A 12506-nucleotide genomic window follows, 5' to 3' on the forward strand; every position below is an offset into this window, starting at 1 on the left:
CGCATGCCCGCGCGGGTGACGACGACATGGTGGCCGCTCTGCTGGAGTCGCGGGTGACAGCCGAGCCCTGGTCGCCGAGGTGGCGGTACGCCCTGGAAAGCGGGAACGCCTAGCCGGAGGAGGTAGCCGCCGCCATCGGTGAGCGCCTGATGCGCACGACGGGGGGCGACCGCGCCGCGCTCCGGCGCGCGGCCGATTCCGGTCACCCCGGCTTCGCCGAGCAGGCCGTGGCGCTTCTCGGCCGGTGCGAGCCACGATGACCACGGGAGATCTGCGGGTCGTGTACGGCGTTGACGGTGGCCTCGTCGGGCACGTCCGGCTGCCGTCCGCGGCAGGCCGCACGTGTACGGGCAGTCGCGCCCGCGGATCGCCGCTAGACGCCAGGTATGTCCGGGTAGGCCGGTATGTCGCGGTATGCCGGCGGCTGGCCCGGCCCTGTCCACACGCGGCCGCTCGGGTGGTAGTGCGGCTGCACCTCGGCGTACCCGCCTCCGGGATTCCGGTGCACAGTGATCTGGGGCGCGAAGTCGAACCTTCTCAGGTCGTCCAGGTCCCGGTCCGCCTGCCTGGCGCGCGCGACGAGGTCGTCGGCCCATTCCCGGGACCGGCCGACCTCGCTCATGTCGAACCCGGGATGGTTCCTGGCCAGGTCGTCGACGGCTCTGAGATGCGTGTGCGCCTCGTGCACGTTGGCCGACACTCTGTCGCCGACCGGGCGCAGCTTGTAGTACACGGTCTGGGCGTGCCGCTCGAGGACGGCCTGTTCCTCCCGCGTCAGATAGGGGTTCAGCTGCGGCTGGTACCGGTACACGCCGTTCGAGTAGTCCCTGAGGTCCTCCACGTCGAGCTTGCCCTTCAGCTTCATCCTCAGCCGCTCGTGCCAGCGGGCGTCCGCCAGATCGCCCTTGATCGTCCGGATCCGGCCCTCCTGGGCGACCAGCCGGCCGTCCGCCCGCGCCAGCAGGGTCTTGGCCCGCTCCAGGCGGAACTCGATCGCCGGTCTCTCGCCCAGGGACATCGCCGGTCTCTCGCCCAGGGACATGGTGCGGGTCGCCCTCGGCGCGGCCTTCAACTGGTCCGCGATGATCCTCAGGACGCGGCCTTCTTTCGCAGTGAGGACGCGCAGGTTGCTGTACAACTCCCCGGCCAGTGCTCTGGCCCGGGCCAGGACGGCCAGGCCTTCGGGATTGACGGCGCTCGCCCGCAGGGCCAGAGTCGCGATCACGGAGGCGGCGGCGATGCCCCCCGCGGCCCACGCGACGGTCTTCCCCGAGACGGACACGCCGCCGGACGCCATCGCCGCGTGATGGGAGAGGTGGCCCGCCTCCGGCAGGACGCCCCCTTGGCCCGCCAGGTAGGTGCGCGTCGCGTCGGCGCTCCCGCCCTCATCTTCGCTGGCAGGCTGGAAGGCTCCCACGCCGTCACCCTGGAGTCGCCCGTGGAACTCGGCGGCCGTTCCCAGCGCGTCGGCATGGCCGCTCACGGCGCTGGTGTCCGGCAGCGCGGGGATCCCGAGGAGACCGTAGTCGATGTCCGTCATCGCGCACCCTCCCTGTTCACGCCTCGAACGCCTGCTGGAGGCGGCCGGCGGCTTCGCCGGCGACGGCCTCGGTCTCTCCGAACGTGGCCGCCGCCGCCACCTGTCCGTCCCCCGCGTGGCGCAGCCGCATCTCCACCTGGCGGCATCGTTCATGGAGGTTCGTGACCAACTCGCCATAGGGGCCGTTGATCTCGGGAAGGTCCAGCAGGCCGCCGCTCAGGCTGCCTCGCAACCCCGCGGCGAACTGGGCGTACTCATCGGCCAGAGTTCGGTAGTTCCGCCCCGCGGCCTCTCGCCCGTCGAGGCTGACCGACACCTGTTCACGATCACCTGGCGTGCCGGTCACGAATGTCCTTCCATGCGCCGCAGCAGCTCGTCCAGCGTCGCGTTCAACGACGCGAAGTCGCGGAGGGACTGGACCTCCAGCTCGTCCAGCCGGTGCATCAGCTCGGCCGGATCGATGGCGTCCCCCTCCGCCTCCTCCGCGTCGGGAGGGGGCTCGTCCGTACGCGCGACCAGGTCCTGTTGTGCCGCCCGTACGGCGGAGACGACGTGCTCAGCGAGCTCGTCGGAACCCATGCGCAGGGAACGGGGGTTCAGGCTCAGGCTTTCCAGCAGCCCGTCGGCCCCGACCACGGCGACGACCTGGCCCGCGGCGGACTCTCCCCGGCCGCGAGGGTCATCGGCTTCTTGACGGGTAGGCACGCTCCACCTCCAGAACGCTTCGGGAAACCGGATCACGAGACGGCCGAAGATGAACGGCGCCGTTGTGGGGTCCCCGGTCGGCTCGCAGGATCGTCGAGGCGAGGAACCTTCCCTCACATCGACGGGCAGCCGCGCGTGATCATGGCAGTCAGTTATACGTAACAGGTATCTAGCCGTCAAGGTCGAGCCGAGAAACGGCGGGCCACGGAGCCAGCGCGCTGGTGGGGTCGTCGCCCCCGCTTCCGCCTCGCTCGCCCAGCCACGCGCCGATCCCCCGCATGCCCCCTCGCCCAGATGCGGCGACCACGGTGGCAGCTGTACGCATATCTCACATGTATGAAAAGCATTATGCTTACAGCATGGATGCCACCTTGCAGGTCAGAGGTCTCGATGCGGAAGTAGTCGCAGAACTGAAGGCGCGCGCCGCCCGTAAGCGCATGTCGCTGTCCGCGTACGTGGCCGGCATCCTCACCGAGGTCGCCGCCACTCCGGCCCCGGACACGATCAGAGAACGGCTGGAGGCGCTCCGGTCGCTGGGCGGCGGAGCCAGCCACGACGACGTGGTCACCGAAATACGAAAGATCCGCGAGTCGTGATCGTCATCGACAGTTCGGCGCTCGTCGAGGCCCTGGCCGCAGACGCCCCCGCAGACGAACTGCTCGCTCGCGTCGCCGAGAACCGGCTCCACATCCCCCACCTGCTCGACTACGAGTTCCGCAACGCCATGCGCGGTCTGCTCCTCGGCGGAAAGATCAGCGAGGCCCGCGCCGAGGGGGCACGGATCGTCAAGGCCGGCCTGCCCTTCACTCGTCACGCCGACGACCTGACGACCGGGCGCGCCTGGGACCTGCGAGCAACCTTCAACGGGTACGACGCCACCTACGTCGCCCTGGCCGAAGCGCTGGACTGCGCCCTCGTCACCACGGACGAGAAGATCTACAAGGTGGCCCGCGAGTACGTGGACGTCGATCTCTGCTGATCTCCCGTTCCATACCGCCATGAGTCTCACGCCCTCAGCACTTTCGTCCTGAGCAGCGCCTCTCATCAATGACCCTCTCAGGCATACGCAGCGCGGATGTGGACGGCCGCGGCCCGTGGGTGATGGCGGGCAATCAGACGATGCGCTGGAACAGCCGCGCCTGGCAGCAAGCGTCCCTGCCTGACTACGGCGCCTCACTCACCGGCACAGCACAGGCTCCCCGGGCCGTCCTCGGCGAAGACGCCCGTGCACGGCTGGTCCAATGGACCGGGCGCGCCTGGCGCATCGTGCAGGTGCCCGGCGTCAAGGGGAAGTGGGTTACCCAAGCGCCGTGGTGCCCACGGGGCCCGACGAGTTCTGGGCGCTCGGCATGGTCACCTAAGACGAAGAGAACGCGGAACTCGTCTGCCACGCTTCCGGTCGGCGGCGGCCCTGCCTCACGGCACCGTTCCCGGTCGCCGGCCGGCGTCGCGGGGAGTGAGTCAGGGGCGCTAGACCGGCCAGGTCAAAGTTGAAATCAGGTCGCAGCGAACGGTACGGGTGGTCTCCTCGATCCAGTATGAGCAGCACACCACTTGCCCGTCATGGAGCGTTCCCGGAATTGCCGCGAACCATAAGTTGTCGAAGTCGTCCTGCCGCTCGGCCCCCCTATACGGATCCTCGCAGCGGTTCATGATCCAGCGCGTGACAGCCAAGCACACATCAGCGAGCGCGGCCGACGCCGGCTCGGTCTTCTCCCAGAGGTCGAGCCGTTCAACGAACTCAGCCAGTTCCCAGTCGGCTCTGTCAGGCACGGGCAGCCAGCCACGCGCGGATGTCCTCCAGACTGTCCGTGCGTCGCGGCTCGTTCTTGCGCCGCTTGGCGGCTCCCAGCATGCGCCTCACCTGGGCAGGATCCAGCCCGAGGTCGTTCTCCTTCGCTGCTTGAGCAGCGAAGAATTCTCTGATCCGCTCCAGTTCGATCCGAGGGTTTCTGCCCGCTGCCCGTCCTTCGGCCGCCCGTTGCCACGGGCTCTCTACACGTATGCGGGCTTCTAGCTCTGATGTGCTGAGCGTGCCGTACTTGCTGAGGACGTACCCAACAGTGTTCAGTTCCGCCTCGCCCAGGTCAGGCAGGTCGACAAGGACATTGCCGGCCCCTTCGTCATCCCAGAGCGCATCGACCCCAGGCCCGGTGTCCCATGCTGAGATCGGGTTTTCGAAGAGGGGACGACCGAAGAACGACAGGTGATGGCCCTGGGCGTAGTACAGAAGGGCCTGGAGCTTCCTGGCACCGAGCCCGGGCTGCCGTTGCCGTAGCGCTGCCGCGATGTCATGGGCTGAGGCTGGCATGCTTCGACGATATGCCCCGGGTCGGGGCCGGTCCGGATGTTCACTCTGTTGAGACATACGGTCATCCGTGCATAGGACATGTGCCACCGGTCGCGTCATGGTCCAGTCCCCTCGCCGTAGTCGTGGGCCATGGTTTGGACGCTACGCCGCCACCAGTCAGCCGTCATGACACGCCGAGGTAAGACGAACACGACTAAGGCGGAGCCAGAGTGACGTCTCGACCTCCTATCGCTTGCGCTATGGCGGTGATCGCCTTGTTCGCCGTGATCGCGGTCGTCCTGGTGCCCCTCGCCCAGTTTCACGTCCATCACTTGCTCTGTTGGATATCGCGCCGCGGTCCGCGGACGCCCCTCATGGAGAGCATGTGAAATGCGCCGACGAAACACCCATTCGTCCCGCCCCACCACCCGAATATGCAGGCTCCTAATCCTGCCTGGCCTTCGAGTGCTTGGGACAGTGATTGATACGGCGGCGTCGCAGACTCACCCTGGCCAGCCCGGTGAGCGCGCCGATCAGATTGATGCCCGCGACTAGCAGCGGGATCCACTCGGATAGGTGTTCCATGCTTGACTCCTGAGGATCTCAGAGGGACGGCGCGGACGGGCCGCGTTTCCGAGGCACAGCACATCCCTCGGGCAGCACTCCGGCATCAAGTACGGAGGAAGCCGAGCAAAACCATGCGCATAGGTGGGAGCCGCAGGCAGAATGACCGGGACAAACAGGGAGACGGCGGCGGTGGGAACGAAGTGTCCGCCGCCCTCCGGCATACCTGACCGGAGGGTTCGGCCAGGGAACTGCACAACGTAGGCAGAGGTCCAGATGTCCCGCATCCAAGAGTTCGCCGCTCACGAACCTCCGCCGGAGGAGGTGCACAACTCGGCCGAACTAGCCGCAGCATTAAGGGCGTTGCAAGTAGCTCGCGGCCTGTCCTATCGAGACCTGGACAGGGCCGTTCGACCAGAGCGGTTGTCGACCAGCACGCTTAGTGATCTCCTCAATAAAGGCCGTCCCACCATCGAGACCTTGGAGCTATTCCTACGCGCCTGCAGCGTGCCCAAGCAGGAGTGGGCATCGTGGAGAGCGGCGCGTGAGCGAGCCTTATCGGAGCGTCCACTAGGAGTGCCCCAGGCGATCCGGGTGAACGCGGCAGTCGCGCGGCGGCTGGGAGTACATGCAGCGATCACAGTGGCGGATGCGAGTGGGCCGCTGCCGGTGTATGTGGAGCGCGATGTGGACACAGCGCCCGACGGGGTGCGGGCCCGGCTGCGGCAGGCCATGCGCGACGGAGGGTTGGTCGTCCTGGTCGGCACCTCTTCTGTTGGCAAGACTCGCTGCGCCTTTGAGGCAGTTCAAGCGCTGATGCCTGCCTGGTGGTTGGTTCACCCAGCTGATGCCGCTCAGCTCCAGTCTCTAGCCGATCAGCCGCTCCCCAAGACAGTGGTATGGCTGGACGAACTGCAGACCTACCTTGATGGAAAGCGCGGGTTGACGCCAGCCACGGTACGCACCCTACTAGGGGCGGGCGCAGTGCTGGTGGCCTCGTTGTGGCCGAAGTATCTCAGCGCCTTCACCTCATCGCCACCGGCCATTGGGCCGGACCCATATCGAGTCGAGCGCCGAGTTCTGCAGCTAGCCGAGATTGTTCACATCGACGCCGAACTCAGCGAGCAGGAACACGAACGCGCCTGCGAAGCCGCAGCAACCGATGCACGCATCCGACTGGCACTCGAAGCAAGTGACTACGGCATGACACAAGTCATCGCCGCTGCTCCCCAACTGATCGACCGCTGGCACGGAGCGGAAGCATATGCACGTGCAGTCTTGACTGCAGCCGTCGACGCAAGTCGCCTGGGTGTCCAGACTCCGCTGAGTGCTGAGCTCTTGCGTGCGGCCGCACCCGGGTACTGCAGCGCGCGCCAGAAGGCGGATGCCCCGTCGAACTGGTTTGAGACCGCCTTGGCATACGCCACAGAGACCTTGAAAGGCGCAGTCGCCGCGCTGGAGCCCGTCGCCGTGAAGATGGGAGAGATCGCTGGGTATGTAGTGGCCGATTATCTGTTGCAGTACGCCAGCGCCGAACGCCGTAAGGCCAAAGTCCCTGCATCGACTTGGGAATCCCTAGTTCGGCATCTGACCAGTCCCAGCGATCAGGTCCGTGTCGGCGAGAGCGCTTATGACCGGTTGCTCTATGGCTATGCCGAGACCCTCTGGCAGCGCGCAGTCGACGCCGGCGACGCGCATGCCACCTATGCGCTTGCTGCTCTACTAGAAGAGCAGGGCCGCGAAGAGGAGCTACGCGAACGGGCCGACGCGGGTGATGCGGCTGCCATTGAACGTCTAGCTGATGTGCTTGCCAATCAGGGGCGATTGGAGGAGTTGCGAAGACGAGTAGAGGTCGGTGACCAGCCTGCGACTGAATGGGTGGCTGTGTTATTAGCTGAACAGGGAAAGACGGAAGGACTGCGCCAGGAAGCCGACGCTGGCAACGAATATGCCGCATACAAATTGGCAGGCATTCTAACCAAAAATGGGCAGATAGACGACGCCATCTCACTCTTGCGAACACATGCCGAGTCCGGCAGAGGGCATGCCGCCAATGAGCTAGCCAGTCTGCTGGCCAAAAAAGGCCAGATGGACGAGGCGGTTTCGCTTCTGCGACCGCGCGCCGATGCCGGCGGCTGGGATGCCGCCTGCAGATTAGCGCAGGTTTTGACCCAGGCGGGAAACATAGAGGAACTCATTCAGCGGGCAGACGGAGGCGACCGCGCCGCCGCTAACCAGCTAGCCGATCTTTTAAGTGCACACGGTCTGGAAACGGAACTGAAGCAAAGGGCAGATGCTGGTGACCAAGCTGCTATTGACCGTCTGGCCGATCTGCTTGCCAAACAGGGACGAGTGGATGAACTGCGGGAGCGGGCAGACATTGGCGAGCGCCCCGCAGCTTATTTGCTAGCCCGCCTCCTCGGCGAACAGGGGAGAGAGGAGGAACTGCGCAATCGGGCGGACGCTTGTGACCGCTACTCCATCTATCAATTAGCGCAACTGCTGTCTCGCCAGAAGCGGACCGAGGAGGCAATCGCGCTTCTACGGACGCGCGCTGAGGCGGACGACTGGATCGCCGCCGAAGAGTTGGCTGAGCTATTGGCCGAGCAGGGGCAGGTGGACGAGCTGCGCGAGCGGGCCAGTACAGGCGACCACGCGGCCAGCTACTTCTTACCACAGGCGCTGATACGACTCGGTCGCAGCGAAGAGGCCCATCATCTGCGTCGCTTTGGATTGTCTCCAGAGGAATAGGCACGCAACTAAGTCGCTTAAATCACAGGCTTGATCAAGCTAACACCCTCGGGGCGCCGAATCGCCGCCCGCGTTCGTTGAAGGCAGGCGTCACCCCAGAGGCTTGGAACGGCTATCCGGGTTTCAATCTCAACGTCCACCCACCTGATGCCGACCAGCGAGGGACGGACCCGCCGTGCTGTCGACAAGGCCTACGCGGCCCCAGCAAGGCAGTCGACGGCTCCGAAGCAGTGAGACAGCCGTGGGGTCAACGGTGCTACGCCGCTCTTGGTCACCGGCCGGCGTCGCGGGGGTGCGGGGGCCGGCAGGCCCCCCCCTGGGGGTCGAAGGGGGCGAAGCCCCCTGGGGGGCACGCCTGAGCGCCCTTACGCGCGAAGCGCGCCACCCCGTGAAGACCTTGCCCCTTGAGCCCCTTACAGCACCGGCAGGTACCGGTCGAGCTCGAACTCCGTCACCTGCCGACGGAAGTCCCGCCACTCAGCCCGCTTGTTGCGCAGGAAGAAGTCGAAGACGTGCTCGCCCAGCGTCTCGGCCACCAGCTCGCTCTGCTCCATCACGGCGATGGCCTCGTCGAGGGACTGCGGCAGCGGCCGGATGCCGAGGGCGCGGCGCTCGGCGCTGGTGAGGGTCCAGACGTTGTCCTCGGCGGCCGGGGGCAGCTCGTACCCCTGCTCGATGCCCTTGAGCCCGGCGGCGAGGATGAGGGCGAAGGCGAGGTAGGGGTTGCAGGCCGAGTCGAGCGAACGGAACTCGATGCGGGTCGAGCCGCCCTTGTGCGGCTTGTACATGGGCACCCGGACCAGGGCCGAGCGGTTGTTGTGGCCCCAGCAGATGTAGGACGGGGCCTCGCCGCCCTGGCCGGCGATGGCTTCGGCGCCGCCCCAGAGCCGCTTGTACGAGTTGACCCACTGGTTGGTGATGGCGGTGATCTCGGCGGCGTGCTTGAGCAGGCCGGCGATGAACGAGCGGCCGACCTTGGACAGCTGGTAGTCGGCGCCGGCCTCGTAGAAGGCGTTGCGGTCGCCCTCGAACAGCGACATGTGGGTGTGCATGCCGGAGCCGGGGTGCTCGGTGAACGGCTTCGGCATGAACGAGGCCCAGATGCCCTGCTCCAGCGCCACCTCCTTCATGACCAGGCGGAAGGTCATGATGTTGTCGGCCGTGGTGAGGGCGTCGGCGTAGCGCAGGTCGATCTCCTGCTGGCCGGGGGCGCCCTCGTGGTGGCTGAACTCGACCGAGATGCCCATCGACTCCAGCATCATGATCGCCTGGCGGCGGAAGTCGTGGCCGGAGCTGTGCGGGGTGTGGTCGAAGTAGCCGCCGGAGTCGATCGGCTCGGGCCGCCGGCCGGGCTCGGGGCGGTTCTTCAGCAGGAAGAACTCGATCTCGGGGTGGGTGTAGAAGGTGAACCCCATGTCGGCGCACTTGGCGAGCGTGCGCTTGAGCACCCAGCGCGGGTCGGCGTGCGACGGCGAGCCGTCGGGCATGAGGATGTCGCAGAAGATGCGGCCGGCGCCGGGCGTCTCGCTGCGCCACGGCAGGATCTGGAACGTCGCCGGGTCGGGCTTGGCGAGCATGTCGGCCTCGTACACGCGGGCGAAGCCCTCGATGGCCGAGCCGTCGAAGCCGATGCCCTCGGCGAAGGCGCCCTCCAGCTCGGCCGGCGCGATGGCCACGGACTTGAGGAAGCCGAGGACGTCCGTGAACCAGAGCCGGATGAACCGGATGTCGCGTTCCTCGAGCGTGCGGAGCACGAACTCCTGCTGGCGGTCCAAGGCATCCCCTCATGAAAACAGTCGTCGTGTCCCTACCAGCATGCCGTGTCCGTGTTTCGCACACGTTACGGGGGGCCGTGGGCGCGGACCTCGCCGACAAGCGGGTGCGAGCCTCGCTGACAAACCGCCCGCCCCCACCTACTGTGATCATGCAGTCGGTCTCGGGGGAGGCATGGGTGGCCATCGACCTGCTCAATCACAAGCTGGATCGGGCGTTCGACCACATCGACGCGGGTGGTGCCGGTTCGGTCGCGCGCGGGGACCTGCTGGGGCTCGGGGCGCGCGTTCTGGTGGGTTTCGGCGAGTCGCCGACGTCGGTCACCGGCAGCGGGCTCGTCGACGGCTTCGACGCGATCTGGGCGGCCCTGGCCGACGCGCTCGGCCGTGACCGCGACGCGCGGCTGTCGCGGGAGGACTTCCGGGACGGCATGCGGGCGGCGTTCGTGGCGGGCGACCGGTACGAGCCGGTGTTCCGGCCGGTGACGGTGACCGTGGCCGGGCTGTGCGACCCGGACGGCGACGGGCTGATCGGGCCGCGCGAGTTCCGGACGATGCTCAGCGCGTTCGGCACCGCGTACGACGACGTGGACGCGGCCTTCGACCGCCTCGACCGGGCGGGACGCGGCAGGCTGACGGTGGACGGGCTGGTCGTGGCGGCCCGTCAGTACTACACGGGCGAGGACCCGAACGCGGCGGGCAACTGGCTCTTCGGGCCCTTGTGAGCACGGCCGTGATCGCGACCGTGAGGACCGCGCTGCGGTCCGTGCTGCAGTGGAAGCCATTGGCCCCCGCGCCGCGGGCGGGCGAGACGGACCCGCGTCCCGCCGATGCCCCCGCGCCGTGGGCGGGCGAGGCGGACCCGCGTCCCGCCGATGCCTCCGCGAGAGGCGGGCCGGCGGCGCTGTTGGCGCTGACGGAGCGGGTGCCGGCGCTGGCCGCCCCGTGCCGGATGCACCCGTCCGTGTACGCGATCGAGGCGGCCGTGATCGACTGGGCGCGGCGCACCGGCCTGGAGGCGGACCCGGGCGTCGGGTTCCACCGGATCGCCGGGCGGGCGCTGGCCGAGTTCGACGCCGCCGCGGCGGCGCTGTTCGCGCAGTGGCTGACGTGGCTGTTCCACCTGGACGACGAGATGGACGAGGGTCCCGCCCGGCTGGAGATCTTCCAGGGGCTGCTGGAGGGCCGCGCGGCGCACCCGCTGGAGGCGGCGTTCGCGGACCTGTGGCGGGTGACGAGCGCGCGGATGAGCGACCACTGGCGGGCCAGGTTCGCCGCGAACCTGCGGCGCCACCTCGACGCGTGCCGCGCGCAGGCGGCCAACCGGGCGGCGGGCCGCGTGCCGACGCTGCGCCAGTATCCGGCGCTGCGCCGGGCGACCGTCGGCCCGTACGTCTTCGACCTGGTCGAGCCGTGCCTGCGGGTGGAGGCGCCGGCCTGGCTGCAGGGCTGCGAGGCGTGGCGGGAGCTGGTGGACGCCTGCAACGACGTGACGGCGTGGTGCAACGACGTCGCCTCGCGGGCGAAGGAACGCGGCGACGGGCACAACCTGGTGGTGGTCGCGGCGGCCGAGCTGGGGCTGGCGGAGCCGGAGGCGGTGGCCTGGGTGCTCGACCGGATCGCCGAGCGCTGCCAGGACATGACGCGGGCGGCCCGGCGGCTGCCGCTCGACGAGCTGGGACCGCGCGCGGCCCGGGACGTGAGCAAGGTCGCGTGCGCGTACCTGGCGGCGCCGCGGGCGCACATCGACTGGCTGGTGGAGTCCACCCGGTACGCGTGCCCGTGAAGCCCGGTACGCGTGCCCGTGAAGCCCGGTACGCGCCCGTAAACAGCGCAACGCGAGCAGCGGGGTCAGGGGTCAGGGGTGCAGGGCGAGGGCGTCGCCCGTGGGGGTGCGCCGGTAGACGACCTCCTTGCCGACGCGCAGCCCCACGGCCAGCCCGCTGTCGCTGAGCACGCCGAGGTGCTGGCTGACGGCGCCGCGGGAGATCGTCATCCGGTCGGCCAGCGCCGAGGTGGTGGCCGGCTCGGCCAGCGCGAGCAGGATGCGCGCCCGGCTGCGGCCGATGAGCGCGGCCAGCGCGCCGGGGGCGGGCGGCGGCGCCTGCTCCCACAGCGTGCCGACGCCCGACACCGGGTAGACGAGCATCGACTGGTACGGCTCGGACATGATGGCCGTGGCCGGCCAGAAGAACGCGCTGGGCACCAGCAGCAGCCCGTCGCCGTGGATCGCCTCGGTCGAACGGGCACACGGGCGTTCGACGACGAGCCGCTCCCCCGTCCACGACACGGCCGGGTCGAGCCCGGCGAACAGCTCCCGCGCCCCGCCCGTCGTCAGCAGCCGCGACCTGCGCAGCACGTCGCGCTCCAGCAGCGCGTACACGCGCGGCCAGAACTCCTCCAGGCACGCCTTCCAGTACGCCTCCAGCGCGTCGGCGACCCGGGCCACCCCGGCCGCCGGGTCGGCGCGGAACCGCTCGATCACCGCCGGGTCCGAGCCCACGACGCAGGCCGCCTCGACCGCGGCCCGCGCCGGCGGGGTCCGCCGCACCACCTCGATCTCGCTCGCGAAGTCGGGCAGCGGCGTGGCCGGCGGCGGGGTGATGAAGTCCACCAGGTAGCCGTCCGGGGGCACGAGCGCGAACAGCTCCTCCATGTCGAGCTCGGCCAGGCGGGGCCGCACGCACTTGACCCACGGCAGGTGGACCGACTGCCGGGCCGGGTCGCGCAGCGTCCGCAGGCTGGCCACCAGCTCCCACAACGGCGAGAACGCGAACCTGATCCGCGCCACGTCCTCCGGCTTCAGCACCCAGGTCATCGCCACACGTTTTAGTCTGCCCTAAATCGTTCGCCCACCGTCGCGCGGGTCATCACGCTTGGTCCC

12 protein-coding genes and 1 pseudogene are annotated in these 12506 nt (G+C 68.5%); 6 read left to right on the plus strand and 7 right to left on the minus strand.

Annotation, left to right across the window (positions count from 1 at the left end):
- Positions 1–373 precede the first annotated feature (373 nt).
- Genes HTZ77_RS08500 through HTZ77_RS08510 form a run of 3 tightly spaced genes read right to left on the minus strand, consistent with a single transcriptional unit; the run spans position 374 to position 2245 of the window.
- On the minus strand, positions 374–1540 hold the full coding sequence (locus tag HTZ77_RS08500) for a hypothetical protein (protein ID WP_175588917.1): 1167 nt from the start codon (positions 1538–1540) through the stop codon (positions 374–376).
- Between the two features lie 16 nt (positions 1541–1556).
- Positions 1557–1886: a hypothetical protein gene (locus HTZ77_RS08505; RefSeq protein WP_175588918.1), complete on the minus strand. Its 330-nt coding sequence runs from the start codon at positions 1884–1886 to the stop codon at positions 1557–1559.
- Entirely contained in the window at positions 1883–2245 is a 363-nt protein-coding gene (locus HTZ77_RS08510) for a YbaB/EbfC family nucleoid-associated protein (RefSeq protein ID WP_175588919.1), read from the minus strand. The genes HTZ77_RS08505 and HTZ77_RS08510 overlap by 4 nt, the downstream gene beginning before the upstream one ends.
- Before the next feature lie 359 nt (positions 2246–2604).
- Here HTZ77_RS08510 and HTZ77_RS08515 point away from each other — a divergent pair, with 359 nt between their 5' ends.
- Together HTZ77_RS08515 and HTZ77_RS08520 are read left to right on the plus strand one after the other, a co-directional pair.
- Entirely contained in the window at positions 2605–2841 is a 237-nt protein-coding gene (locus HTZ77_RS08515) for a FitA-like ribbon-helix-helix domain-containing protein (protein WP_175588920.1), read from the plus strand.
- Positions 2838–3224 carry a type II toxin-antitoxin system VapC family toxin gene (locus HTZ77_RS08520; RefSeq protein ID WP_175588921.1) on the plus strand — a complete coding sequence of 129 codons (387 nt, stop codon included), beginning with the start codon at positions 2838–2840 and terminating at the stop codon, positions 3222–3224. Before HTZ77_RS08515 ends, HTZ77_RS08520 begins: the two co-directional genes overlap by 4 nt.
- Positions 3225–3715: 491 nt before the next feature.
- Here the strand turns inward: HTZ77_RS08520 and HTZ77_RS08525 are convergent, their stop codons facing one another.
- Both HTZ77_RS08525 and HTZ77_RS08530 read right to left on the minus strand, forming a co-directional pair.
- Positions 3716–4018, minus strand: a complete 303-nt coding sequence (locus HTZ77_RS08525) for a hypothetical protein (RefSeq protein ID WP_175588922.1) — start codon at positions 4016–4018, stop codon at positions 3716–3718.
- Positions 4011–4556, minus strand: coding sequence for a Panacea domain-containing protein (locus HTZ77_RS08530; protein ID WP_175588923.1), 546 nt, complete (start codon positions 4554–4556; stop codon positions 4011–4013). The genes HTZ77_RS08525 and HTZ77_RS08530 overlap by 8 nt, the downstream gene beginning before the upstream one ends.
- A gap of 819 nt (positions 4557–5375) precedes the next feature.
- Here HTZ77_RS08530 and HTZ77_RS48685 point away from each other — a divergent pair.
- Both HTZ77_RS48685 and HTZ77_RS08535 read left to right on the plus strand, forming a co-directional pair.
- Positions 5376–5618: pseudogene (locus tag HTZ77_RS48685) on the plus strand (helix-turn-helix domain-containing protein); the annotation flags it as partial.
- A 75-nt stretch (positions 5619–5693) separates the two neighbouring features.
- A complete protein-coding gene (locus HTZ77_RS08535) occupies positions 5694–7850 on the plus strand; it encodes a hypothetical protein (RefSeq protein ID WP_175588924.1) in 2157 nt (718 codons plus the stop codon).
- 413 nt (positions 7851–8263) lie between these two features.
- On the opposite strand, the gene glnA is transcribed toward HTZ77_RS08535, so the two are convergent.
- Positions 8264–9625 carry a type I glutamate--ammonia ligase gene (glnA, locus tag HTZ77_RS08540; protein ID WP_175588925.1) on the minus strand — a complete coding sequence of 454 codons (1362 nt, stop codon included), beginning with the start codon at positions 9623–9625 and terminating at the stop codon, positions 8264–8266.
- A gap of 149 nt (positions 9626–9774) precedes the next feature.
- On the opposite strand from glnA, the gene HTZ77_RS08545 reads away from it, so the two are divergent.
- Together HTZ77_RS08545 and HTZ77_RS08550 are read left to right on the plus strand one after the other, a co-directional pair.
- Positions 9775–10347: an EF-hand domain-containing protein gene (locus HTZ77_RS08545; protein WP_205302311.1), complete on the plus strand. Its 573-nt coding sequence runs from the start codon at positions 9775–9777 to the stop codon at positions 10345–10347.
- Positions 10348–10355: 8 nt separating this feature from the next.
- Complete coding sequence (locus HTZ77_RS08550; RefSeq protein WP_175588926.1) at positions 10356–11408, plus strand: terpene synthase family protein; 1053 nt, start codon at positions 10356–10358, stop codon at positions 11406–11408.
- Positions 11409–11480: 72 nt separating this feature from the next.
- Here HTZ77_RS08550 and HTZ77_RS08555 read toward each other — a convergent pair whose 3' ends face one another.
- The gene (locus tag HTZ77_RS08555; RefSeq protein WP_175588927.1) at positions 11481–12440 is read right to left on the minus strand and encodes a DUF5937 family protein; all 960 of its coding nucleotides are present in this window, start codon (positions 12438–12440) and stop codon (positions 11481–11483) included.
- Positions 12441–12506 lie beyond the last annotated feature (66 nt).

Origin of the sequence: Nonomuraea montanisoli, from assembly GCF_013363975.1 — a bacterium.
Classification (GTDB): domain Bacteria; phylum Actinomycetota; class Actinomycetes; order Streptosporangiales; family Streptosporangiaceae; genus Nonomuraea; species Nonomuraea montanisoli.

What these genes read in the sequence shown, in the direction of transcription:
- HTZ77_RS08545 (WP_205302311.1), top strand. Translation starts at nt 9,775, where the DNA reads ATGCAGTCGGTCTCGGGGGAGGCATGGGTGGCCATCGACCTGCTCAAT.
- HTZ77_RS08500 (WP_175588917.1), bottom strand. Translation starts at nt 1,540, where the DNA reads ATGACGGACATCGACTACGGTCTCCTCGGGATCCCCGCGCTGCCGGAC.
- HTZ77_RS08530 (WP_175588923.1), bottom strand. Translation starts at nt 4,556, where the DNA reads ATGCCAGCCTCAGCCCATGACATCGCGGCAGCGCTACGGCAACGGCAG.
- HTZ77_RS08515 (WP_175588920.1), top strand. Translation starts at nt 2,605, where the DNA reads ATGGATGCCACCTTGCAGGTCAGAGGTCTCGATGCGGAAGTAGTCGCA.
- HTZ77_RS08555 (WP_175588927.1), bottom strand. Translation starts at nt 12,440, where the DNA reads ATGACCTGGGTGCTGAAGCCGGAGGACGTGGCGCGGATCAGGTTCGCG.